Below are 24,678 nucleotides of genomic sequence, written 5' to 3'. Positions count from 1 at the left end.
ACATTGTCCTATTTGAAATGTATGGCTTTTAAAGGGGGGATATGTCTATCATTTTCCTCTTTTTAGAAGGATTTTTCCTGCATTTATCGAAGTAATTAATTGAGGGGATGGGAGAATGTTGACAAAAATTGTGAAATGCAGCATACCGACTGATAAAAAAGCATCTTTTTCATATACGCAACAGCATTGGGCTGCTCTTGCACACGTGAATGGTTTCATTGGCCAATTAGGGGGTTGGAACGTGGAAGATGAAACAGATGCTTGTATTCTAGCTCTGTGGGAAGATGGAACAACTTATCAAGAATTCATGAAGCATACTCATGATTCTATTTTTTATAAAAGCAAGCAGGATCAAACATATACGAATTTGGACGTTTCAACATCAGATCCGTCCTACTTCATCGGAGCACGCTACAATTATTATAGAAGCAGCGCCATTGAAAGCCGTTATTTAGTAAAGACGGAAATTGAAGTCGATTTTTACGACAAAGAAGATATTCATGAGATGGTAAAAAGCTTGATAAATCCTTCTTATCGCTGTTTATCTCACGTTGTATCACCAATCGAGCATAGCAAGCTTGTCATTTTTTCATTATACGGATCTGCTTGTCCGCAAAAAACAATTGATACTTTCGTTCATCCAAATGTACTGAACGCGTCTCAATACATATATCAATTAGAGAAAAATTGGAACGTTCTTTCCAATTAAAAAATAGAAGCCTAGGCCCGACGCCAAAGCTTCTATTTTTTTATGATATGAACCTCTTGTTTTTGTACGGTAATGACTTCCTCCGTCATTCCTACAAACAAACCGCTTTCTACTACGCCTGGAATCATTGTAAGCTGTTTTTCCAGCACAGCAGGATTTTCAATTTCTGAAAAATGGCAGTCTAGAATATAATTTCCGTTATCAGTGATAAACGGCGTATGATCATCTAAAAGCCTAAGCTGCGGTACACAACCTGCACTGCGAATATGCTTCGCCGTCATTTCCCAGCCAAAACGTATAACTTCAACAGGAAGAGGAAAAGCTCCTAGCGTCTTCACTATTTTCTTAGAATCCGCAATCACGATAAACCGCTTCGCTGCGTACGCAATCATTTTTTCTCGAAGCAGCGCGCCTCCTCCTCCTTTAATTAAAGAAAGCTCGCTATCCACTTCATCCGCTCCGTCAATTGCTATATCAATATATTCAACATCTGCTAAGGTAACAATAGGAATACCTAGTTTCCTTGCCAGTTCTTCTGTTTTTTGAGAAGTAGGAACCGCTTTGATGTTTAATCCATTTTTTACTCGTTCACCTAGTTTGACAATTGTATAATAAGCTGTTGAACCTGTTCCTAGCCCTACAATCATTCCATCTTCAACAAATTGTGCTGCTTTTTCACCAACTGCTTGTTTTTCAATCATACGAAGGCCTCCTTACTCATATTGTACCCGTTTACATAAAAAAGCAAAAGCATTATGAATCCTTACGAAAAAACTCAGCTGACTATTCAGCTGAGTTTTTTTGAAACTGTGTATTTAGAAGAATTTTTTCTACCCAATACTGCTGTTTTGTACTGTTTGTCTGTTCGCTGCTTCTGAGTTCAAACGTATAGTAAATATACCTGCTTGAATAATCATCATTCACATAAGCATGATAAATGCTATGCTTTCCATCTCTTGTTTGTTTTTTCACATAAATCGTTGCATTTTTACCTTTTAACATGTAATCAGGCTGAAACGCATCCATTTTTTTTTGAGCTGCTTTACTTTTTTTCTTAGAAAATAAAGCCGTTATTTTCCCAGCATTGTATGAATCATTTTCCTTCGTTGATGCTGTCCATACTTCACTTTCATCTTCACTGCTTTTATAAGAAGATTTATGAATAACATACTGAAGCGGAAACCACATGCTATATTGATTGGTATCCGAAGTAAATAATTCAAATCCATTGTCTGTTTGTTCATGATCGACCAAAAACGTACTCGTAAACTTATCTGCCTGGGCTTCACTTTTAAATTTCCCGCTTTGAAACAGCCAAATTCCTACGGCAATGACCAATGCTCCAGCTACTGATGCGGCTTTTTTTCGATCCATTGTTTCCACACACCTTTTAATACCCCTTTAACTTTCGATAATACCATATTCATGTTTACATCGTCATAAGGAGAAATAACCAAAGGATTATCAGAGCGCACATGCTAATTTAACTAGAAAAATAAACTTTTTTACAATAGTAAATTGGATAACAAGCGCTGAGCTAACAGCCGGTTTGCTTTGCCGGGCTCTATCGTATACGTTAGTAATTCCTGCTTTTCAGCTTCCGCTTTTATCAAACATTCACCCTTTGGAGAAAGAAGAGAAGTTGTACTTTTTTGGTTCTCTAAGGCATAATTCACGCTTGCAAAATAAATACCATTCTCCGTACTTCTTGCAATCATTGCATAATCATAAAACTTCGGATCTGGTACTTCACCAGTAAACTGTGGATGAAACACAATGCTTGCTCCTCTTACAGCAGCCCATCGAACAGTTTCAGGATAGCGCCATCCCTCGTGGCAAATAACAATACCGAATTTCACGCCGTTTATTTCAAACAACTGGCGGCCATTTCCAGGCTTATAACCAAATTGATCTTCTGCTGGATCGATTTGATTTTTAGTTTGATACCCTAATTCTTTTCCATTTTCATCAATTACAAAAGCAGTTAAATGCATTCCAAGTTCGTCACGCCATTCCAGTGGTAAAATTACGTTGAGCTTTAACTGTTTGGCAAGAAACTTAACTTTATAAAGCGCATTTTGTTGAATTTCGTGATTGTATGTCTCAACTTCAAAACCAACTCCTCTAAGTCCCGGCACAATTGATTCTGGAAAACATACAAGGTTACATCCTTCTTCTGCTGCTTGTTTCATACAATTTTCTACCGTTGCTATACCCTCTGCGGCTGACTTTGGAAATCTCACTTGCGCTAACCCAATTTTCATTCATTGCTCCTCCACTTCCAACATCATAAAAAACTCATGCTACTAGCGTAACATGAGTTTTTTATCTTTACGTAAATAATTTAATTTGCTGGCGGCTTAATCTTTAATCTGCTGTTCCTTTGCTTCTCCAATCGCTTTTTTTAAATGTCCGTCATGTTTATCAAGCAGCCGGTGCACTTCATCACCTTCTATAGAAGTAAGAAGCGCAAGGATAGCGGCTTTTGGCGTTTTGTATGTTTGTAAACTTTCCGCTGCCTCTTCTGATGAGACGCCTGTTAGTTCTGCAATAATATTTTTAGCACGCTGTACGAGTTTATCATTAGTCGGCTGTACGTCTACCATTAGATTGCTGTAGACTTTACCGATTTGAATCATAGAAGCGGTCGTCAGCATATTAAGAACAAGCTTTTGAGCAGTTCCGGCTTTCATTCTTGTAGAACCTGTTACAACTTCCGGCCCTGATTCTGCTACTATTGCATATTTTGCTTCTTGTTCCATAGCTGATTGAGGAGAATTTACAACGCAGCCCGTTACTGCCCCCAGGCTGTTTGCATACGCAAGCGCTGAGAGTGTATAAGGAGTTCTTCCACTTGCAGCTATCCCTACAAGAATATCTTTATTTGATAAATTAATCGCTTTCAAATCTTCTATCGCTTGTTTCTTATTATCTTCTGCTCCTTCTAACGCATGCCGGAGCGCCTTGTCTCCCCCGGCTATGATCCCAATTACTTGTTCGGCAGGTGTACCGAATGTTGGTACACATTCAGATGCATCTAACACGCCTAGCCGCCCGCTTGTACCTGCTCCGATATAAATCAGACGTCCTCCTTGTTTAAAAGCACTGACAATTTCATCTACTAACAGAGCAATAACAGGCAGCACCTTATTGATTGCCTGAGGCACTTGGTGATCTTCTTCATTAATTTTTTTTACAATTTCCAGGCTTGATAATTCATCAATGTTTAACGTTTGCGGATTGCGTTTTTCTGTTAAGATATGATTTAAGTTCACTGTGATCCCCTGCCTTTTCCACGATCATTTTTTCTCTATTGATACTCTTTCATGAACAGCTGATAAGCTCCTTTAGCAGATGATACTCGCTGTGTTGCCCACTGGATATAGTTTATTTCTTTTTCACATGTTTTTTTATAAACATTAAACACTTCTGGAACTTCCGTTAAAATGCTGCCTTTGCATGCCAGCAAGCAGCTCCCTTCAAACCGCTGTTTCTTATACAAATGAAGAGTCATGTTTGCAAGGTTCTTTCCAGCCCGTTGAAGAATGTCACTTGCTTCTTGTTTACAATTTCTCGCTTGATTTACAACAAGCGGAGTGAGTGAAGCAACTTCTGATTTAGGAGATGAATAGACAAACTTTTTTATATCGTGTATGGTGTCTGCTTTTACATGTTGCAAGATTGTCTGACTAAGGCTGCTGTACGGACGGTTTTGATCATGCTCTTTCGTCAGCAATATCAGTGCTTGAAGACCAATCCAATATCCGCTTCCTTCATCTCCAAGAAGGTGTCCCCACCCTCCACCGTATTCATACACTCCATCTTTTTTACCAATGCTGACAGCTCCAGTTCCTGCAATGGTTAAAATCCCTTCTTTTCCATGCAGTAGTGCTTCATGTGCAATCATGGCGTCATCATATAAACCTACTTCTACTTGATAACGATTATAAAAATATCGTTTTATTTCTTCTTTGGATAATGCTTTACTTCCAGCAAGTCCTAGTGAAATGCCTTTGCATGTATGACCAGCAAGCTCAGTTTTGCACGCCATAATACATTCATCAATATGAGTAATAGCCGTGTTGTAATTAATGAGTAAATTGCCGTAACCGCTTTTTGAAGCACCGAGCTGTTGGCCGTCTAAGCTGTACGCAACGGCTTCTGTTTTTGTTCCCCCGCCGTCAATACCAATAATATAGTCCATTTCATCACCGCTCACAAAAAGCAAATTTATCCCATGGCTGCAGTTCATTTAATAAGAAAATTTCCTCTTCCGCAATGCGGCCTACTACGTTTGTTTTACCTGAGTTCTCCATGTCTAACAGCGCAATTTGCAGCTCTCCTTTGTACTGACCGTAGAGTTCATTTTCTATTAAAATATCGCCTCTTCGAATGGAAGGAGTATGCGTAGGCTTGAATTCTTCTTTTTTATATTTTACTCGACTTTGCGTAGAGCGAATTAAATAATCCGATACGTCTCCGCGGTAAAAATGAAACTCTTCTAGCACAATTTTTTTCTCAAGCTCGGTAATCGTATCATACAGGTTCACATTAAAGGTAAAGCGCTCTTGCTGAACAACATCACGCAGCGACTTCATTTCTTCTTCCGATGCATAAGCATTCGCAATGATTGCACAATCAATTAATCCCGTTTTAAAAAGATGCTTAGCCTGCACGTCGATTGGAAGCGTGCGATGCATTTCAAGCGTACAAAGCCCTTCAGTAACAGGCCACGGTCCAAAAGTAGCGCTTGGTGAATTAATAAACGCTGCTGTTTCAAGGTTATGTTCTTTAAACAACGCTGAACACTTCATAAAGTGATCATACGACAATCCCGCATATCGATGAGGATAGAAGTTGTGCGACCCCAATAGCTGTTTTCGATTCGGCTGGTAACTTAAAATATTATCAACATACTTTGTTGCATTACTCATATTAATTTCAATTTTTAAGCCGTATGGATTAAAGGTCATAATGGACTCTTCATTTCCCGTATAGCCTAGATCAAGACGAATAGCATAAGCCCCTAATTCTTGAAAAAAAGATAGATCATCATAAGAAATGCCAAGCGCTCCAAATACGCGAGGAGCGATATCCACTACTACTTCCATCTCTAGCTCATTGGCAAACTCAATGATTTCTTTAAAATTTGCCATTACTTTTTTCTGATCGCCTTCAACAGAAAGCAAGCACGTAAAAATGCGGGTAAATCCGTATTGATGCGCAAGTGCTATATACGCTTTATCTTTTTCCACAGTCGAATGTTCCGGATAAATCGCAATACCTAGCTTTTTCATTGATTTTCGCCTTCTTTTTTAAATTTTTTAATAAGCTTAATCATATGTTCAATTAATTTTTGCTCTGAAATAGCCGTCATTAAATGATCTTGTGCGTGAATTAAAAGCAGCGACTTTTCAATTGTTTTTCCGTTCAATTCACGTTGAATAAGCGCAGTTTGCGTTTTATGAGCATGGCTGAGCTCTTCTTGAGACTGCTTTAAAAGTTCGTCAGCTTTATTAAAATCATAATCTTCAGCTGCTTCTAACGCTTCATATGCCAGTGACCTAGCATTTCCTCCGTATGCAATAAGTTCAAAAATTTCATTTTCCATATTTGCTGCTTCTGTCATTTCTTCCATCCCCTTTTTTATAGTGGTGCAGGCGTAATGTTTCCTAATATTACAGGAGACAAAGCACCGGTTGCACTTGGTACATTGCTTGGATAACCTGCAAGTGTTTCATTTGCGAGCACCGCAAAAGCTACGGCTTCTTTTGCTTCTGAAGACATCCCTATTTCTTCTTGTGTATACACGCTGCAGCGCTTCCCTAGCTTGGCTTTAATCATATTCATCAGCGTATTGTTATAACTTCCGCCTCCTCCAATAATCACTTCGTCAATAGAATAGGCAGGAAAAATAAATGTTTCATAGTGATGTACAATGGATGATGCCGTGAACATGGTAATCGTAGCTAGCAAATCTTCTTTTTTATGGTTGCTATATTTCTCTAGCAGTCTCCTTGTGTACTGTGTACCGAACAGCTCTCTTCCCGTCGATTTAGGAGGAGAAAGGTTCATGTAATCATGGTTCATACAGTCTTCTAAAAGCTCTGAAATAATAGTTCCTCCAGCTGCTAAACACCCATTTTCATCAAATGAAACATGAAAAAGCTGCTGACACGCTTCATCTATCATCATATTTCCCGGCCCCGTATCAAAAGCTACTACGGGTATAGGAGAGTGTTTTGGCGGAATCAACGTTACATTCCCAATACCTCCAATGTTTTGAAGCAGCCTTGTACGATCAGCGTGGCTGTACAAAATTCGTTCGGTGTGAGGAACTAACGGAGCACCTTGCCCGCCCGCTGCCATGTCCATCACTCTGAAGTTTGCCACTACCTTCGTTTTAGTTTCATAGGCAATAACAGCGGGCTCTCCAATTTGGAGTGTAGACATCGCTGTATTTCCTGAAGCATACGGCTGATGGTAAATGGTTTGACCATGCGATCCGATGACATCTACTTGTTCAAGAGAAAACCCGGCTTCTTGGCACACTCTTTTCACTGCATCTGCAAACGCGTAGCCAAGTTTAAAATTCAAGCTGCAGATCAGCTGTACATTTGAATGTTCGAGAGAAAGCGCCTGTTCAATTTCTTTTTTTAACGGCGGTGAAAACGGCATGGTAATGAACTGAAGAAGCTTAACTTTACTTCCATAGCCGCTTCCTTCAATCTCCACAAGAGCTGCATCAATTCCGTCCAGTGACGTTCCTGACATAAGTCCAACGGCATACATACTACGCATTCACTTCCTTAAAAAAAGCGGGTAAATACTTGCGATGAGCTTGAAGCAGTTCGTCTAAGACCGCCTTAGCCAGTTCGTCACTTGGAACAAGCGGATTAATGGTCAGGGCAACCAGCGCTTTTTCGTAAGATCCTGTAACCGCAGCTTCTGCTCCTACTCGTTCAAACGATTTAATTTGCTGCACGAGTCCATTCACTTCTACCGGAAGTTCACCGACAGCGAGTGGGACTGGTCCTTGCTTTGTTACCACGCAATTCACTTCAACCGCAGATTCGTTTGGAAGTGAGGAAATAGCGCCATTGTTTCTTACATTTAATGTTTGGATATCACCTTTATCGTTATAAATGGATGAAATTAAATTACATGCGGCATCGCTGTAGTAAGCGCCTCCTCGTTTTTCCAGCTGCGGAGGCTTAGTTTCTAGATTTGGATTTTTGTAGAGTTCAAAAAGCTCTCCTTCCAGTACTTTGACCACTTCAGCGCGCGTAGTACCTGACTGAAAGGCCACAAGCTCTTCTGCTACTATTTCTTTTGTTTTATAGTAGTAGCGGTGATAAGGACATAAAATCACGCCAAGAGCTTCCAAAAAATCCGGTTGCCACGGAATAGGAGCTATGTTTCTCATTGTTACTTGAGACTTTGGATCACTTAAAAGTTGAATGACTTCTTGCGTTACTTCCTTTCCTTTTGCATACACATGCAGCCCATATACCAAGTGATTTAACCCTGCAAATTCAATGTGCACATCTTCTTTTTCGATTTGAAGCAAGCTGGCGATTGAGTTTGTCATATGTACAGGCAGGTTACAGACTCCTACTACTTTAGAATGCTTTCCGTAGCGAAGCAGCGCCTCCGTTACCATACCGGCAGGGTTTGTAAAATTAATAAGCCAGGCGTTTGGACAAATTTCGTGTATTTCCTCGGCAATTTTCAACAAAACGGGGATTGTTCGCAAGCCCTTAAATAATCCTCCCGCCCCGTTTGTCTCTTGACCAATCATTCCGTACTTAAGAGGGATGCGTTCATCTTGAATACGCGCATCAAGCTGGCCTACTCTAAGCTGTGTCGTTACAAAATCAGCATTTATTAACGCTTTTTTTCGATCAAGCGTTAAATGAATTTCCATATCAACACCTGCTTTTTTGACCATTCTTCTAGCAAGTGCTCCTACAATTTCAAGCTTCTCTTTTCCTTCTTCAACATCTACAAGCCACAGCTCTTGAATTGGAAGCTCATTGTACCTTTTAATAAACCCTTCGACCAATTCAGGTGTATAGCTTGATCCTCCCCCTATTGTCACTACTTTCATTCCTTGTCCCTCCTTGTTAAAAAACGGCTAAATATGTAACGGCTGTGCACCCTGCCCCGAGCAAAACAAAGCGTATACAAACAGCGGTTTTAGATAAAGCTGCTGTTGAAAGCCGAATAGAAATAAATGTTGTAAGCAAAGCTGCTGACAGACTTGTAATGGCAAATAAACTATGCTGCGCTGACAAACCAGCATACTGCAGCAAAGGTGTAAAAATAACGTTACAAAGAACCATGGTCAACAGAAATAAAAACACGGTTTTATATCGAAATCGAACAAACATTGATCTTCACTCCTATTAAAGAGATAGAAGCCAAACAAGTTGGCTTCTCTTTCTTTACATTTGAACTGAGCTATCGGATGGTGTAACCGTTGCTTCATCGCTTCTTTCCATTTCAACCATCTTTCGGTCGTACATTTTAAAGAACGGAAGATAAATCACAACAGAAATAGCAATATTGACAACGACCAGTACAACCGCCCGCCAGTCTCCTCCGGTCGATAGATATGCCCCAATCGGCGCCGGGAGCGTCCAAGGAACCATTACGTATGTTGGAGTAATAAGGCCTGTCGCCGTTGCTGCGTATGAAATGATCGTTGTAATAATCGGGATGATAATAAAAGGAATAATTAAAATAGGATTTAAGACAATTGGCAAACCGAAAATAATTGGTTCGTTAATATTAAAAACCGCTGGAATAAAAGATGTCCTAGAAAGCGCTTTTGAATATTTAGATTTTGAGAAAAACAGCATTGCTAAAGCAAGGCCTAGCGTTGCTCCAGATCCTCCGATCCAAACAAACCATTGAAAGAACGTTTCGGGTGCAATATACGGGAGCGTTGAAGCTCCGTCTGCTACCGCTTCAGCATTTTTCGCTAAATATACTTCCCATACAGGCCGTGCCACTGTCCCAACAACTGAGACGCCGTGAATACCAAATGACCAGAAAAACGTAATTAAGAATACCGGTATTAATACTCCTGCTAAACTATCTCCTGCCTCTACAAGCGGAGCAACTAGTTTATCAACTAAATGATGAAGATCGATACCTAAAACAATTGTAATAATGGTCATAAGTACAACAACAATCGCAACTGGAATTAGCGCTTCAAAAGACCTCGATACTGAAGGTGGCACTTGCTCCGGCATTTTAATGGTGACATTTTTTGCTTTACAAAACCTGAGAATCTCGACTGATAAAATCGATACAATCATCGTCACAAATAAACCATGTCCTCCAAGGTTGGTCATTGGAAGCATAAACCCTTCTTCTTCAATCAGCTTTGGAGTCACCGTAAGAAGTAGTGCAGCAACTGCAATTTGTGCTCCTGACAGCGGATCGAGATTATAGCTTTTGGACAAGTTATACCCTATCCCAAAGGCTATATATAAAGACATAATAAACATCGTTACGCGATACGGTATTAAAATGTTGGCGCTGTTATCAGCTGCCCATTTCGCAATTGTGCTATCTTGCGGCACAGGCGGAAATGCTAAAATTAAGAAAAAACTTCCGATAATGATAAACGGCAAAGCGGAAATAACACCATCACGAATGGCTTGAAGATGCCGCTGTTCTGATAACCTGGCCATGGGTCCCGATAAATTGTTCTCTAAAAACGACACAAATTTGCTCATATACCCTTTCCCCCTCTATATTCTCCCCTTGTGTAATAAACCCCTTATTTATTTAAAAAGCAGGAAGAAACCTGCTTTCCTTAGCTAACGAGCTGTTGAACCGTTTTATAAAGCGTCGGACCTCCAAGCGGCGTATAAGCCTGCGGCGGAATGGGCCCGCATGGAACAGAAGCTTTATCCGCTTCCGCTTTCACTGCGTTAAACCGGTGACGAATCTGCGGTGCAACCATTACAACGTCCCAGCCCTTTTGAATTTCCTCTGCCACTTCATTTGTCCCAATTGCCAGCACTTCCATATCCGTTCCGTGCTTTTGTGCTTCTGTTTTTAATGCTTTCACCACAATCGCACTTGACATTCCTCCAGAACATACAAACAATACCTTCATTTTCTCGTTTCCCCCTACCTCTTGATTTTTTGAATTACATTATGTGTATCGATTATGCGTTCAAACACTTGATTGCCTTTTTGAATACATAACCGTATAAACATCGCATCTACAATGGCTAGCTGAGCAATACGAGCGCTCATCGTTCCAATTCGAATATGCTGCTCTTCTACTGAAATAGTCAGCAGAATATCAGCTAATCTAGAAGCTGGAGATGATCCGTGCTGCGTTAGCAAAATAACCGCTGCCCCTTTATCTTTGGCTATTTGCATCAGCTCCACCACTTCTTTTGTTTGACCGGAAGTCGATACTACAAACAGCACGTCATCTTTTGTCATATTCGTAGCCATCACCATTTGAACATGACTATCTAATGAAAACAGCGCTGAAATATCAATTCGAAGCAGTTTATACTGCGCATCGAGCGCAACTACAGATGATCCCCCTGCTCCGTATAAAAACACTCGTTTCGCTCTATGAATAGCTTCCGCAGCTGCATCAATTGCAGAAGAGCTCACTAAACGACTCGTGTTCATAAGTGCGCTCATACTTTTGCTCATGACTTTTTCAAGCACAGCTTCGGTCTCGTCTTCAAAATTAACCGGAAGATTCGGCAGCTGCTCGTTATTCACCTTATGGGCATCTTTTGCTAATTCAATCTTTAATTCTTTAAAACTATTAATCCCTACACGCTGACAAAAGCGGATAATCGTAGCTTCGCTGCACTGACACTGCTTAGCTAGCTGTTTGGTCGTTAAGTTCAACGTGGTCGTAGGATTTTCTAACACGTAATCAGCTACTCTTCCTTCAGCAGGACTGTAATGATTCATTTGTGCATCGATTAAAGTAAGTACGGAAAATTGGCGCATGAATTCCTCCATCGTTAAGTAACGTATTTCTAAAATATTCTTTAAATTACCATTATTATATTTTTTCTGAAGTTTAATTTCAATATTTTTCTGATATTTTTAAAACTTTATTTTATTTTTCAGAATATTTTATTAAAACCTATTGTGAATATAACGACCGCATGCTATATTATGAAAGAAATTTTATCTCAACCAAAAAAGAAGGAGGAACGAACATGCATATAAAAAAATGGATTGGAGGCATCTTGTTTTTGCTGCTGTTTTGTTCGAGCACATTACCTGCTAAAGCAGACGTACCTACTACGTATCAAAAACGGGAGCTTCGAGCGGCTTGGATTGCAAGCGTATACAATATTGACTGGCCTTCTCAGCCTGGTCTTCCGGTTGAGCAGCAAAAAAAAGAGTTTACCTATTTGCTAGATGAAGTACAAAAGATGGGAATGAATGCTGTGGTCGTTCAAATTAAACCTACCGCTGATTCCTTTTATCCGTCGAAATATGGCCCGTGGTCAGAATATTTAACGGGTACACAAGGTAAAGATCCCGGCTACGATCCTCTAGCTTTTATGGTGGAGGAAGCACATAAGCGCAACTTAGAATTCCACGCATGGTTTAACCCTTACCGCATTACCATGAATCATACTGATTTAAACAAACTTGCCGATAATCATCCTGCCAAACAACATCCTGATTGGGTCGTCTCCTATGGAAAACAACTCTACTACAACCCAGGTATTCCCGAAGTAAAAAACTTTATTATTGAAGAAGTGCTCGAAGTCGTAAGAAACTATGATATTGATGCTGTTCATATGGATGACTATTTTTATCCTTACAAAATTGCAGGTCAAACGTTCCCTGATCAAAAAACGTATCAAACCTACGGTGCTCAAACGTTTTCGAATATTGAAGACTGGCGCCGAGACAATGTTAATCAGCTTGTTCGAGATTTAAATACGGCTATTAAAAGAACAAAATCATACGTGAAGTTTGGCATCAGTCCGTTCGGCGTGTGGAGAAACATCGCTAATGATCCAACTGGCTCTGAGACGACTGCTGGACAAACAAACTACGATGATTTGTATGCTGATACGCGTACGTGGATTCAAAATGGATATATTGATTACATCACTCCGCAAATTTATTGGAATATTGGATTTGAACCCGCTGCTTACGATACGCTGCTCAACTGGTGGAGAGATGAAGTTCGCGGAAAGCCAGTTCACCTTTATATTGGACAAGCTGCTTATAAAATTAATAACAACGCGGTGGAAGCATGGTCTGATCCCGATGAGTATCCAAGGCAAATTGCTCTGAATCATCAATTTCCAGAAGTACACGGGAGCATGCATTTTAGCCTGAAAGATTTGAACCGAAACCCGCTAGGAATAAAAGATAAGCTGCAAAACGATATTTATAAACATCCTGCTCTTATTCCGGCAATGCCTTGGCTTGATGATACGGCTCCAAAAGCACCAAAATTAAAAAACGCAGGCCCTCATACAAAAGAAGCGGCGTTTGAAATTCGAGATCATCAGCAGAATGATTCCGCCTATTATGCCATTTATCGCTTCCAAGGCAATAAACGAGGTGACATCAACAACGCAGAAAACTTACTGACAACCGTTCGGAAAACAGGAGAAACACAATTATTTGTAGATCAAAGCGCACTCAAAAATCAAACATACACATATGTTGTAACCTCTGTTGACCGTTTGCATAACGAAAGTGCTGTTTCCCGTACGCTTACTGTAAAAGCACCTCATTAAAAAAGGTTCTATAACAAAATGTATGGTAGGATAAAGAAATCAAATGATGCTTTACCAAGCCATTCTGTTATAGAAAGTAGTGAAAAAAGATGGAACCAAACTATGATCGCGCCTTTGGCGTATATGGAATTTGTATGCGAGATGACAAGCTGCTTGTTATTCGAAAAAATAGAGGGCCGTATATTCATCGCTTTGATTTGCCAGGCGGACAGCTAGAACACGGTGAAACATTAACAGATGCGATGAAAAGAGAATTTAGTGAAGAAACTGGCTTTGAAATTACTATTATTTCTCAAGCAGGTACAACGGATTTTCAGTATCCCTGTAAGTGGAAAGAATTTACTCATGTACATCACATTGCTGTTTTTTATTACGTAGACATTGCCGGCGGTGAGCTTCTTTCCAACCCCGTCCAGTTTAAAGGACAAGATTCTTTGGAAGCATTGTGGATTGCACCGCAAGATCTTAACATCGATAATGCTTCTCCTCTTGTTCTAAAAGCAGTGGAATCTTTAAGCTTATTATCATGGCCTTATGAATCTCAGATTTATGATGAGTGGGAACTTAAAACCTCCGAATGATGATAGTGACTAAACAGTACTTCTAAATATCGCAGGCTTAGCTTCTGTTTAGGCCAAAATCAGAAAATATGTTTAATTTCTTTCTAACGGTGGAATAGACAAGTAACACTACTTAATCACTAATAGAAAGGAAGATTAAAATGAGTAAAGGTTTAGGAGATAAAGTTAAAGGAAATGTATCAAAAGCTAAAGGTGAAGTAAAAGATCAAGTCGGAAATGCAACGAATAACCGCGATCTTCAGCGTGAAGGAAAAGCTGAGAAAGCAAAAGGAAATGCTCAAAAAGCAGTAGGCGAAACAAAAGATACATTTAGCAATAAATAAAAAAGGACGAGCTTAATGCTCGTTCTTTTTTTATTTAATAAGCTGATTTAAGCTTTTAATCATTACGTTTGGCTGCAACTCTTTATGCTCAGCTACATTTCCTTTTCGGTTAACCCAAGCCGTTGCGAACCCGTAGTTTTTAGCACCGGCAATATCCCATGTATTCGATGACAGAAACAATACTTCTTCTCTTTTTGCATTCATTTTATTTTTTGCATAATGATAGCTTGCCATTGTAGGCTTGTACTGTTTGATTTCGTCTATGGAAATAACGTCTTCAAATAAATGATTCATATTGTGATAAGAAACAAGCGGATCAATCATATGCTTAGGACCATTCGTAAAAATAGCCAGACGATATCCTTTTTCTTTTAAATAGGCGAGCACCTCTTTGACCTCATCGTAGACATTCAGCTTCATGTAAGCACTCATCAGCATTTTTTCTTCATGTTCCGTTAAATCAATATCATTTGCTTCTGCTGCATATTTCAGGGATTGATTTGTTAATGTATAAAAGTCAACGTATCGTCCCATCAGCTGATATTGCATTGCATATTCAATTTGCTTCAAACGCCATAAATGGCTAATACTTTCTCCTCGTTCCGGATACAGCTTATCACACGTTTCAATAACGGTATGTACATCAAACAGTGTTCCATATGCATCAAATAAAATCGTTTTAAATTTCATCTGTGTTCGCCTCCTTCTTTCATTTTACCCACTCGTAAAAAAACATAACGTTTTTTCTGTTAAAAAAGAGGCATATTACCAGCTGAAGTATGCTCATTTCTTATGAAGATAAAAAAACAGCAGGCTCTCCTACTGTTTATAATCCCACACGACTTTCCATTCTCCTTTTTCACGAACAGCATACACTTTCTGCACCAAATCAAAGTTTCCATATTTCCCTTTATACGTTTGGATAACGGTCATTTCGTAAACAACAGGAAACGCTTTACGATCATTTTCCATCTTCCAGCTCTTTCTTTTTTCAACATCTTCAATGGAATACGTAAAAGTGTCTACTCCGAAATGATTGAGAAATACGTGTGCTCGATCTTGTATGTATGCACCTTTTGTCCACTTCTTTTTCATGGACGAATGAAAAAGGTTCCATGATTCCGAAAAGTTCCCTTCCTGTTCTAGCGTATAAAATTCTTTTACAGCAGATTTGGCTTGATGACTCGGAGAAAAGAATGTAAATTGAAACATCCAAATTCCCAGCGCAATCAAAGCAAGAAACACAGCTACTCCTAAACTTCGCTTCAAAAGCAGTGTTTTTTTTCGATACAAGTAAAAAGCCCCTTTATCAAAAATGCAGTATACAACAGCTTATTCGATATCAGGGCTTTTTAGTATTGCCGAACTAAACTTATCGGACATATCCTCAAAAAAGAGATTGAGACATAACTACACACATGAAATCTACGTTCACCTTAACCATAAAAGATCCGAACAATTCACCGTTCAGATCTTCCTTCAACTAAACTACGTTTGTCCCAGCCTCTTTCTGCGCTATACAATGTGAAAAGCCATTTGCATGGCTGCTAAAAAGCCCACGAACACAAGGCCCGTCACGAGACCCTCTTTCCAATCTGGCCGGTCTCCTCGAACAAATTTAGCAATATCATACGATAGCATGGCTGCTAAAAAAATCGTTAAAACAATATACAGCGGCTCCATCTTCTATCACCCACTATTTCTTTTCTTCAGTGTAACAACTTTTTCATAAGTATGCATGTAAAAAAAGCAGTTTAAAATTCTTGACGAATGTGTGAAATTTCTCTTTTTTATGCATAAACTACTTAAAAGCGTGAAAGGAAGATGCCCTTTGTCTGCTTTTAATCCTCAGCAATTTAGCGTCACATACCGGCAAGGAAGCACGCCCACCTTTCCTTTTATTGGGCGCCGCTATACGCTCACCCATTCTGAACAAACAGACGATTTATTTCTTTGGATCGACGAAAAGTTTGCTGTTGATCAATTAAATGAGCAGCGAAATGAGCTTTTTGCCGAATGGCTCCACAAAGACGGTGTTGATACGCTGTATGTATACGTATTTATTGGAAATGAACACACGGAAAAGTCTGTTCAAGCCATACGGTATGCTATTTTTAAACAAGAAATGCCTTACTTACTAAAAGCATTGCGCTACGGTGATGCCACGTTTTTCAACGCTCACCCTGCTTTAGATCGTTCCCCCATTTACGTACATTTTCATTCCAGTGACAAAGAATTTCATTCCATTCGATATTTTCAAACGCCTTCTCACTATGCCTAAGCATATGAGAAGGGATCTTTACTTCGTTAATCTCCTGTTTTCCAAACTCCATTTCTTCTAGGGTCTCCCGCCCCTTCCATTTGTTTATCTTGAAAATTAATGGTTAACGCTTGGATACCTCCATAAAAGACGTCGCTTTCCTTTGTTTCTATCCGAAACGCAGAAGGGATATTTTTTGTATCTAAATCAGGCTCTATATAAATAGTCGAATCGTCAAAAATAAATCGCGGTTCATTTACAGCTTCTTGAAGCGGTTCATTTCCTTCAAGATTTTTAGAAAGTACCTGAGTTAAAATTTGAGGAATCCGTGTTCCGCCAGGAGAACCTATTCCCATCGCCCACTCGCCTTTTTCTCTTATAATAGTTGGAGCTGTAAAGGTTCTTGCTCTTTTTCCTGGCTCACGATTATTCGGTTCTTTGCTTCCAAACGTATCAGCATTGTTATTAAGAAAAAAACCGTCAACTTGTTCGCCTGTACCAAAGAAGTTACTTAACGTATTGGTTGTTGATACGACGGTTCCTTCTGAATCAATGACTACAAAATGTGTTGTACTTTCGTGTTCTTCATCCCCTTCACCTGAAGAACTTGTCGGGTGATTGACCAGGTTTGTTATATAATCATCACTAACTAACTCACTTGAGTTTTGATTATGAAAGTCAGGATCGCCGATTTGTTTTAACCGGTCGGAGTAAGCTGCTTTTTTAATTCTGTTCATCGTTTCGTAATAGTCTTTGTCAGGCATTGTTTCAAGATTTTCTTTCTCTGCCATTTTTAACATTTGAATCAGTGTAATCCCGGAAAAAGGCGGAGGCGCTGAAATCACTTCCGTTCCATTGTAAGCAGAAACGACAGGCTTGGTTTCTGTCACTTGATAGGAAGATAGGTCTTTTTTAGAAATAGGCGTTGCATCAGCAAGATCTTGTGCCAAATCTCCTTTATAAAATGCAGATGCACCTTCTCGCTGAATCTTAATTAACGTTTTAGCCAACACTGGCTGGGACAGCGTTTCTCCTTCTTCGATTGCTTCTCCCTTCGGATAAAAAGCAGATAGATCATCCACATCCATCCTTCCTCTAGAATAATACAATCGCGAAGATAAAAGAGAGTCTACTTCAAACCCTTTTTCAGCGTATTCAACGGCCGGCTGAATTAAATCACTCATTGATTTTGTGCCATACTCCTGCTGAATATATTCCATGCCAGCCACAAATCCCGGCACACCGTTTTTACCGCTCATAGAAGTTGGAGCGGTTTCCCGGTAATCGATAAAGGTAGCAGGCTGATCTTTTTTGGCAATCAGCATACCTCCACCTCCGCCAATTCCGGATCCAAAAGGTTCGACTACATTGAGGGCATACGAAATAGCAATGGCCGCATCTACTGCATTCCCGCCTTCTTTTAATACGTCCATCCCTACATTTGCTGCCAGAGAATTCGATGAACTCACACCATAAGAATGATCATTATTTTTTTTAAGCAGCTTTTTAGGACTAAGATCTGTACTCGATTGAGTCATAAAAAAAGCGGCTATAACCCCGATTAACAACAAAACAGCAACAATATTAAATAACAGTAATTTTTTATTCACACATTCCCCTCCATTTTTACTCATATGTATATTTTGTGAATCGCTTTCATTTTTATCCATAAATTAAATTGCACACAAAAAAGACATCGCCCCGGACGATGCCTTTTTATTACTATATATGTTTTATTTCCCAGAAGCTGCTGCAGCATCATTTACTGCATCTGTAGCAGCAGATTTTGTTTGTTCAATCATTTTTACGTTATTTTCGATTTTTTGCTGTTCATCCGTTGAAAGAGTAGCCGGATGTTTTAAAGCTCCAAGTCCTGCTACTACTCCTGCTACAATAGCAATTGGTCCTACAATCCCTACGATACGTTTTGCGATCATTTTCTATTCCTCCAATTAAATTAGTCTGTACTTTTTCCCCATAAACCGTGGCGGCGCGGATCAGCGTCACCTTGAATTTGATTTTTCTTTAAGTCTTTCACAAGAGCTTGAACGCCTCCGTAAAACATCGCGTTATCATTGTTTTTCAAGTCATAGCCGTACGTTTTTAAACCATCTTTAGTTGACTGTTTAAGCTTAGCTTCTGAATAAAACTTATGAGAATCAAAAATCACACGCTTGTTTTCTACTGCCTTTTTAATGGAATCTTTGTCCTCAAAATAATCCCCAATTACTTGCGTTAACACTTGCGGAATACGATTTCCTCCCGGTGTGCCAATCGACATTACCCATTCATCACCTTCACGAATAATGGTAGGGGCTGTAAATGTTCTTGGACGCTTACCAGGTTCACGCTTGTTAATTCCTTGTCCAAACGTATTGAGCGTATTATTCAAAAAGAATCCATCTACATATTCACCGCTGCCGAAGAAATTACTCAGCGTATTCGTTGTCGATACAACGGTTCCGTCACCGTCCATCACAACAAAATGAGTGGTACTTTCATGTTCTTCGACGTCGCTTACTTTGGTGTGATCTGTTTCAGTATTATTTAATTTATTACGAAGTAAATGCACGTAGTGATCGTCGATCCAATCATTTGGCGTTTCTTTTATAAAAGCCGGATCGGCAATTTTCTTCAAGCGGTCTTGATAAGCTACTTTTGAAATTTGACCAAGAAAATGATAATAAAGACTAGGATGCGATTCCTTCAGCTTCCAAATATCTTCTTGATCCGTCATTTTTAACATTTGAATGAGCGTAGCACCAGCAAAAGGAGGAGGTGCTGAAATAATTTGATGACCTTTATAATTAGTTGATAGAGGTTTGCGCTCAACAGGCGCATACTTTCGCAAGTCTTTGTGACTTACTTTCGTTTCTTCTGTAATATCGTCTGCAATTTTCCCTCTATAAAAAGCATTTGGCCCTTCTTCCTTAATCTTTTGCAGCGTGTTCGCTAATTCATGCTGTTTGACAATTTCACCTGTGTTAATGGCGTCTTTATCTGGGTAAAAGCTAGGAATTTCATCTTCATTCACATTACCTTTGTATGAAACCAGCCTATCGTGCAAATCTTTGTCCACTTTGTACCCCTTCTCGGCATAGTTAATGGCCGGGTCGATTAGTTTGCTCATCGACAGAGATCCGTAGTGGTGCTGAATATAATCCATACCAGCGACGAACCCTGGTACGCCAATCTCATCTTCTTTATCATTCTTAGGTGCAATTTCTCGGTAGTCAATAAATGTTGGAGAGGCATCTGCTGGATCAATCAGCATTCCGCCGCCTCCCCCAAGTCCTGATCCGTACGGTTCCACAACACCAAGCGTGTAGGAAATGGCAATAGCTGCATCAACTGCTGTACCGCCTTGTTTAAGAATTTCCATACCTACTTTTGTGGCGCGAGGATCTGAAGTACTTACTGCATATTCTTGTTTTGGAAACATAAATTGATAAACACATACACCTACTATGAGTGAAAAGATGACAATGGAAACAATAATCGTATTACGTTTATTTATCATCTTTTACCTCCTCTGTGTATGACGGGCTATTAGTTAGCTTGTGCTTCTTTCTTTTTGCGCTCCTCTGCATGTTTTATAATGCGAGAATGATCTAAGTTTAATTCAAACTTGTTTCGTTCTTTTTCTAACAGTTCAGGGTTTGAAGAAAACTTGTTTAAATCGTTATAAATACGCTTCATGCGCCAAGGGTTATCTGTTGGAGTTGGTGTACCTGCTTTAATAACCATTGGAATAACATCAATTTTAGCTTGGCCCTGCTTGTTTAAATGATACTGAACCATCGCTGTATTTTTCGTACTTGACCACCCTTGGTCAAAGATAAAGTTTCCTAGGCTATAGAAAATAACCGAACCTTTATATACGTCATATGACTGTAGAACGTGCGGATGGTGACCGATGATAATGTCCGCACCAGCGTCTACCATCGCTTTTGCTAGTCCTTCTTGACGAGGACTTGGCTGTGCATCGTATTCTTCACCCCAGTGGGCATTTACTACAACTAAATCAGCATTTGCTTTCGCTTGCTGGATCGTGCTGAAAATAAGATCCGGATCTGCTTTTAAAATACCTGGGTTGTTTTTTCCAGCGGACATTCCGTCTGAATGTACATCCGTAAACCCTACGGTTGCAATGCGGATGCCGTCAGCATCTTTATATGAAATATGCTTTGCTTCTTCAGAGTTACGGCCAGCACCAACAAAATCTAATTTGTTTGCTTCAAAAGTAGAGATCGTATCTTCTAACCCTTTTGCACTGTAGTCCATTGAATGGTTGTTCGCTAAGTTTAATACGTCGAAACCTGCATTTTTAACGGTCGCTAGATCAGCAGGCTTACTATATAAATGAATACCTTTTTCCATTGCTTTATATGAATCTACGTCGTTTGTTAAAATCGGCGTTTCGTAGTTCCCGCTTACGTAATCCGAATTTTTAAAGAACGGCTCCACGTTGCGGAATACAAAATCTTCTCCGTAGCGTTCAGTTACTTCTCTTACATGGCGACCCATCATAATGTCTCCGACCATAGTCATCGTTAAATCATTATTGGCCTCTGGATTAGCAGTCTCAGGGTTTTCAAGAGCGTCCGAACGCTCCATCCATCCTGAAAGAGCTAAAATTACGATTAAAATTGGCGTTAAGATAAGAGCTTGCTTGCCCGTTGTAGGCTTTGTTTTCTTTATAAACATCAATACTTTTTCTTGAAAGTTTAATTTTTTCTCTTTCAACGCTTTCACCTTCCTTTACCAGCTGCGGTTTGTTTGTGTATTAAAATAAATAATAAACTTGCATAATTCCAAATGTTACACCACTTAATAAAACCGTTGTTCCAACTGTTAAAGGAAGACCTTGCTTTTGCATTGTATTTGCAATTAAGCCCGGTACAATGATACCAATTCCGCGTAATTCAAACACTTCAAACGGCAAGATCGGGAAGAAATAATCAAATGCAACTTTAATCACAATACCCGTAATTAACATCGCTGTAAATTTGCGACGTCCATATAAAATAACTACTTTTGAGATTCCGTACACGACGATAACATACGTTAAAATACTAATTAAGAAAATCATTAAAATGGTAATTGGCTGATCAAATACAAGAGCTAAATACCCCGGTACGATAAGACCGGCTGGCAATACGCCCGTTTTTTCTGTAAAAATTAAGCTTAGTGTAACCCCTAACACAAGGGCAATATATAAATCTGATCCGAACATGAAATGGCCTCCTAGATTAAACTGCTTTTCTCATCTTTTTCATTTCAATAATAGCTTCAACAAGCGGCTCGGCTGAACCGTGGATATTTCCGACACCGTATACGATACGATCTTTTAAATAAGGCTTCATGCGCTCTAAAATTTCTTCTGTAGAAGCGCCTTCCATATCCCAGAATTCTTTTGTTGGTAATTCGCCTCTTTGGTGCGCAGCAGCGATTGGTGAGGTCGTCTGACCAATTGCAATCATTACATCCGCTTCAATGTATGGCATTACATCTTCAGCAAATTGCTCCGTGCGATCTACACGGTCCGGACGGCAGTTCATAATGACAATAGGAAGCTTTTCACTATAGTTCATTGAATCTACACGTTCCCAAATACGAAGCGTGGAAGAAGCGTCGTTGGCAGCAAATCCATTCACTAAAAATGCTGGATTTTTTTCATCGCCAAATGTTGTAATTCTCATAGCTCCTGGGTCAGGCTGGGCATTTAACATTCCTCTCATCGCTGTTTCAGCATCGATGCCAAGTGCTTCTGCTACTGCTAAACCGATGGAAGCATTATCAGGGAAAACCATATAATCAAATTCACGTAAATACGCTTCAGATACTTTATCATTGTCAGCTACAATAACCTTTGTGTTGCGCTCTGCGGCTATTTTTTTATAGTATTCCAAATATGGACCTTCAATTGTAACAAGGTGGCCATCATAAGGAATAGTAGCAGTGAACGCTTGAGCAACTTCATCTAGAGTTGGACCCATTACGTCCATGTGATCTTCTAGTACGTTTACAATAACGCCTACCTTGGCTTGAATCAGCTGATTTTGGAATGTGATTTGATAATCAGGCTGTACCGCCATACATTCACAAATAAGAGCTTCCGCGCCAATATCGGCAACTTCATTTACCACTCGTCGCTGTTCTCCAATGTTCGGACCTTCTTTACGACGAATAATTGGTTCTTCTTCACTTGTATGCCAGTAGATCATACGCGCTTGTGTTCCTGTCGTTTTCCCTACTGTTTTGTAACCTGCTTCTTTTACAATACCTGTAATCAATCGTGTAACGGTGGATTTTCCGCGAATACCATTAACATTCACTCGTACAGGAATTGAATGCAGCTTGCGTAAATGTCTGCGATACTCCCAAACGCCATACCCTACTAAAAATAGGCAGCATAGGATAATTAAGATCATGTTTCATTCTTCTCCTTCCAAACTTCTCCTGTTGGATACGTTATGAATGCTTTTGATTCATAATGATAGATATACGATTTCATAGTTTCACTCCCTTTATATATGTATGGGAGCTAATCAATTAACAGCGCTAGCATGCTGCTAAAACACCTGCTTTGAAAAATGGACTCGAGTACCAATTTCAACAGCTCTAAAACTATCATCTGCGCTCATTAGTGGTCAATAGCTCAAATGTTATATATTCTTACAATTCCGATTGTCTATTTACAGAATTAAAAACTCATCGTTTTATTTAAAATTTACAGAATAGGTCTAAAGTTTAATTACCTAGAAAAATCCCATCGATACCTTTTTTTACCATAATAACAGGAATATTTTATACATCACTCTTACAATTAACACACGGAAATATTACGTAATTAAAAATTTCTTAACTTTAGAAAACGTTTTGTAATATAAAGGTGGAATAAAAAATAGTTTATCCCATTAATTCCTTTTTATGGATATACCAATTGAATTTGTCTAACAACCGTACTTGTGAGGATGATAGATAGATATAAAAGTAAGAAAAATACATTTATTTATCATTTTCTGCTTACATTTAACTTACTTAAATAGAAAGGACATTAAATATTTTTTTCTAATTTTATAAGCATTTAGACTCCATATGTACCTAGTTCTTTTGTTGTTATTTTATAGATTTCCTTTATTTAATAATCAATTCAGTAAATCTAAATCTCTTGACTATGGCCTCTTTTCCTATTTTTATTTCAATATTTTCTGAATCTTTCTACCGATAAAGGCATCTTTTGTCCGTTAAGATTGCCTAGAAAAATGCATGATTCCTCACTTTTTTGGCATATGATGTTATCATAAAAAGAAGAAGTATCATCAAAAGGAGGAAAAAAATGGTTGATACAATCCTTTATTTTCTATTTTCTTTTTGCTACATTGTCCTGTTTTTCTTTAGCATATATGTAGTACGAAAAAACACTTCGCCGTTTTACATGCTATTTCTTCCTTTAGTAATAGCTGGACTAATTTACGATAATGTAATGATTGGGATTGGTTCATTTATCGGTGAAGGCGATACTTTACGTTCACTCAGCATGCTTCGCTTTTGGTTTCACGCTTTATTTACCCCTACTTTGGTGCTCTTTGCGTATGGCGTAGCGAAATACTCGACGATTACATGGGCTAAAAAACCTGTTGCCGGCATTCTTTTTTTGCTGACTACGTTTGCCTTAATTAGCTATGAAATAATCGAGACGATTACTCAGCGTATGGAAGTTGTACGTGAATATGGCATTGTTCGCTATACATTAGTGGGATCATCCGGTCCCCCTCTTATGGTTCTTATTGTGGCGATTATTTTGCTTTTTGTTGGAATTTCTTTATTTCGCAAGACCAGGTGGAGCAGCATGATGATTGGAGTAGCCGTGATGATTATAGGAAGTGCCGTGTCAATTCCTATACCAAGCACAGCCGTAACAAATACGTTTGAGCTTATTTTTATCTTTTCTTTATTTTTAACTCAGCGTCATTTAGTAAAAATACATTAAAAAGAAGCGATTCCCTTGCTTCTTTTTTTTATATTTGAT

General features: G+C 39.1%; 28 protein-coding genes. 6 read left to right on the top strand and 22 right to left on the bottom strand.

Annotation, left to right across the window (positions count from 1 at the left end):
* Window positions 1-115: 115 nt before the first annotated feature.
* Window positions 116-709, top strand: coding sequence for a YdbC family protein (locus NST66_RS03705; RefSeq protein WP_013055735.1), 594 nt, complete (start codon window positions 116-118; stop codon window positions 707-709).
* A 32-nt stretch (window positions 710-741) separates the two neighbouring features.
* On the opposite strand, the gene rpiA is transcribed toward NST66_RS03705, so the two are convergent.
* From rpiA to NST66_RS03640, 13 genes are all read right to left on the bottom strand, one after another.
* The gene (rpiA, locus tag NST66_RS03700; protein WP_098113750.1) at window positions 742-1,410 is read right to left on the bottom strand and encodes a ribose-5-phosphate isomerase RpiA; all 669 of its coding nucleotides are present in this window, start codon (window positions 1,408-1,410) and stop codon (window positions 742-744) included.
* A gap of 82 nt (window positions 1,411-1,492) precedes the next feature.
* Entirely contained in the window at window positions 1,493-2,083 is a 591-nt protein-coding gene (locus NST66_RS03695; protein WP_047751546.1) for a hypothetical protein, read from the bottom strand.
* A 131-nt stretch (window positions 2,084-2,214) separates the two neighbouring features.
* The gene (locus NST66_RS03690; RefSeq protein ID WP_098626062.1) at window positions 2,215-2,973 is read right to left on the bottom strand and encodes a carbon-nitrogen hydrolase family protein; all 759 of its coding nucleotides are present in this window, start codon (window positions 2,971-2,973) and stop codon (window positions 2,215-2,217) included.
* 96 nt (window positions 2,974-3,069) lie between these two features.
* Window positions 3,070-3,984 carry an N-acetylmuramic acid 6-phosphate etherase gene (murQ, locus tag NST66_RS03685; RefSeq protein WP_098626060.1) on the bottom strand — a complete coding sequence of 305 codons (915 nt, stop codon included), beginning with the start codon at window positions 3,982-3,984 and terminating at the stop codon, window positions 3,070-3,072.
* A 35-nt stretch (window positions 3,985-4,019) separates the two neighbouring features.
* Window positions 4,020-4,913, bottom strand: coding sequence for a BadF/BadG/BcrA/BcrD ATPase family protein (locus NST66_RS03680; protein WP_340843066.1), 894 nt, complete (start codon window positions 4,911-4,913; stop codon window positions 4,020-4,022).
* A 4-nt stretch (window positions 4,914-4,917) separates the two neighbouring features.
* The gene (locus NST66_RS03675) at window positions 4,918-6,006 is read right to left on the bottom strand and encodes a DUF871 domain-containing protein (RefSeq protein ID WP_028412254.1); all 1,089 of its coding nucleotides are present in this window, start codon (window positions 6,004-6,006) and stop codon (window positions 4,918-4,920) included.
* Window positions 6,003-6,338 (bottom strand): PTS lactose/cellobiose transporter subunit IIA, encoded by a 336-nt coding sequence (locus tag NST66_RS03670; RefSeq protein WP_013055725.1) that lies wholly within the window; start codon window positions 6,336-6,338, stop codon window positions 6,003-6,005. Before NST66_RS03670 ends, NST66_RS03675 begins: the two co-directional genes overlap by 4 nt.
* A 17-nt stretch (window positions 6,339-6,355) precedes the next feature.
* Complete coding sequence (gene anmK / locus NST66_RS03665; RefSeq protein WP_033578210.1) at window positions 6,356-7,501, bottom strand: anhydro-N-acetylmuramic acid kinase AnmK; 1,146 nt, start codon at window positions 7,499-7,501, stop codon at window positions 6,356-6,358.
* Between the two features lies 1 nt (window position 7,502).
* On the bottom strand, window positions 7,503-8,819 hold the full coding sequence (locus tag NST66_RS03660; protein ID WP_033578209.1) for a 6-phospho-beta-glucosidase: 1,317 nt from the start codon (window positions 8,817-8,819) through the stop codon (window positions 7,503-7,505).
* Window positions 8,820-8,835: 16 nt separating this feature from the next.
* Entirely contained in the window at window positions 8,836-9,102 is a 267-nt protein-coding gene (locus NST66_RS03655) for a hypothetical protein (RefSeq protein WP_033578208.1), read from the bottom strand.
* A 54-nt stretch (window positions 9,103-9,156) separates the two neighbouring features.
* Entirely contained in the window at window positions 9,157-10,458 is a 1,302-nt protein-coding gene (locus NST66_RS03650; protein ID WP_033578207.1) for a PTS sugar transporter subunit IIC, read from the bottom strand.
* Window positions 10,459-10,538: 80 nt separating this feature from the next.
* Complete coding sequence (locus NST66_RS03645; RefSeq protein WP_028412249.1) at window positions 10,539-10,844, bottom strand: PTS sugar transporter subunit IIB; 306 nt, start codon at window positions 10,842-10,844, stop codon at window positions 10,539-10,541.
* A 14-nt stretch (window positions 10,845-10,858) separates the two neighbouring features.
* Window positions 10,859-11,713 carry a MurR/RpiR family transcriptional regulator gene (locus tag NST66_RS03640; RefSeq protein ID WP_033578206.1) on the bottom strand — a complete coding sequence of 285 codons (855 nt, stop codon included), beginning with the start codon at window positions 11,711-11,713 and terminating at the stop codon, window positions 10,859-10,861.
* A gap of 215 nt (window positions 11,714-11,928) precedes the next feature.
* Here NST66_RS03640 and NST66_RS03635 point away from each other — a divergent pair, with 215 nt between their 5' ends.
* The 3 genes from NST66_RS03635 (at window position 11,929) to NST66_RS03625 (ending at window position 14,383) form a co-directional block, all read left to right on the top strand.
* Window positions 11,929-13,479: a glycoside hydrolase family 10 protein gene (locus NST66_RS03635; RefSeq protein WP_033578205.1), complete on the top strand. Its 1,551-nt coding sequence runs from the start codon at window positions 11,929-11,931 to the stop codon at window positions 13,477-13,479.
* A gap of 89 nt (window positions 13,480-13,568) precedes the next feature.
* The gene (locus tag NST66_RS03630) at window positions 13,569-14,060 is read left to right on the top strand and encodes an NUDIX hydrolase (RefSeq protein WP_033578204.1); all 492 of its coding nucleotides are present in this window, start codon (window positions 13,569-13,571) and stop codon (window positions 14,058-14,060) included.
* A gap of 140 nt (window positions 14,061-14,200) precedes the next feature.
* Complete coding sequence (locus tag NST66_RS03625; RefSeq protein ID WP_014461302.1) at window positions 14,201-14,383, top strand: CsbD family protein; 183 nt, start codon at window positions 14,201-14,203, stop codon at window positions 14,381-14,383.
* Between the two features lie 30 nt (window positions 14,384-14,413).
* On the opposite strand, the gene NST66_RS03620 is transcribed toward NST66_RS03625, so the two are convergent.
* The 3 genes from NST66_RS03620 to NST66_RS03610 form a co-directional block, all read right to left on the bottom strand.
* Window positions 14,414-15,073 carry a haloacid dehalogenase type II gene (locus tag NST66_RS03620; protein ID WP_033578203.1) on the bottom strand — a complete coding sequence of 220 codons (660 nt, stop codon included), beginning with the start codon at window positions 15,071-15,073 and terminating at the stop codon, window positions 14,414-14,416.
* Between the two features lie 129 nt (window positions 15,074-15,202).
* The gene (locus NST66_RS03615; protein WP_028412244.1) at window positions 15,203-15,676 is read right to left on the bottom strand and encodes a hypothetical protein; all 474 of its coding nucleotides are present in this window, start codon (window positions 15,674-15,676) and stop codon (window positions 15,203-15,205) included.
* A 222-nt stretch (window positions 15,677-15,898) separates the two neighbouring features.
* Window positions 15,899-16,066 carry a hypothetical protein gene (locus tag NST66_RS03610; protein WP_014461305.1) on the bottom strand — a complete coding sequence of 56 codons (168 nt, stop codon included), beginning with the start codon at window positions 16,064-16,066 and terminating at the stop codon, window positions 15,899-15,901.
* Window positions 16,067-16,214: 148 nt separating this feature from the next.
* Between NST66_RS03610 and NST66_RS03605 the strand changes: the two genes are divergently transcribed.
* Window positions 16,215-16,664, top strand: a complete 450-nt coding sequence (locus tag NST66_RS03605; RefSeq protein ID WP_028412243.1) for a staygreen family protein — start codon at window positions 16,215-16,217, stop codon at window positions 16,662-16,664.
* Between the two features lie 26 nt (window positions 16,665-16,690).
* Here NST66_RS03605 and NST66_RS03600 read toward each other — a convergent pair whose 3' ends face one another.
* The 6 genes from NST66_RS03600 to pgsB all read right to left on the bottom strand — a co-directional run bounded on the left by NST66_RS03600 (window position 16,691) and on the right by pgsB (window position 23,077).
* Complete coding sequence (locus tag NST66_RS03600; RefSeq protein WP_033578202.1) at window positions 16,691-18,253, bottom strand: gamma-glutamyltransferase family protein; 1,563 nt, start codon at window positions 18,251-18,253, stop codon at window positions 16,691-16,693.
* Between the two features lie 123 nt (window positions 18,254-18,376).
* Window positions 18,377-18,580, bottom strand: coding sequence for a CapE family protein (locus NST66_RS03595; protein WP_014461308.1), 204 nt, complete (start codon window positions 18,578-18,580; stop codon window positions 18,377-18,379).
* A gap of 20 nt (window positions 18,581-18,600) precedes the next feature.
* Window positions 18,601-20,163, bottom strand: coding sequence for a gamma-glutamyltransferase family protein (locus NST66_RS03590; protein WP_033578201.1), 1,563 nt, complete (start codon window positions 20,161-20,163; stop codon window positions 18,601-18,603).
* 29 nt (window positions 20,164-20,192) lie between these two features.
* A complete protein-coding gene (locus tag NST66_RS03585; protein ID WP_028412240.1) occupies window positions 20,193-21,389 on the bottom strand; it encodes a CapA family protein in 1,197 nt (398 codons plus the stop codon).
* Between the two features lie 40 nt (window positions 21,390-21,429).
* Window positions 21,430-21,879 carry a poly-gamma-glutamate biosynthesis protein PgsC gene (gene pgsC / locus NST66_RS03580; protein WP_013055707.1) on the bottom strand — a complete coding sequence of 150 codons (450 nt, stop codon included), beginning with the start codon at window positions 21,877-21,879 and terminating at the stop codon, window positions 21,430-21,432.
* Window positions 21,880-21,895: 16 nt separating this feature from the next.
* On the bottom strand, window positions 21,896-23,077 hold the full coding sequence (pgsB, locus tag NST66_RS03575) for a poly-gamma-glutamate synthase PgsB (protein WP_014461310.1): 1,182 nt from the start codon (window positions 23,075-23,077) through the stop codon (window positions 21,896-21,898).
* Window positions 23,078-23,985: 908 nt separating this feature from the next.
* On the opposite strand from pgsB, the gene NST66_RS03570 reads away from it, so the two are divergent.
* On the top strand, window positions 23,986-24,639 hold the full coding sequence (locus NST66_RS03570) for a hypothetical protein (protein ID WP_049163091.1): 654 nt from the start codon (window positions 23,986-23,988) through the stop codon (window positions 24,637-24,639).
* Window positions 24,640-24,678 lie beyond the last annotated feature (39 nt).

Origin of the sequence: Priestia sp. FSL W8-0524, assembly GCF_038005965.1 — a bacterium.
In the GTDB taxonomy this organism is placed as follows: domain Bacteria; phylum Bacillota; class Bacilli; order Bacillales; family Bacillaceae_H; genus Priestia; species Priestia zanthoxyli.
The sequence above is the reverse complement of the archived record's forward strand: the minus strand, read 5'-3'. Positions and strand labels throughout refer to the sequence as shown.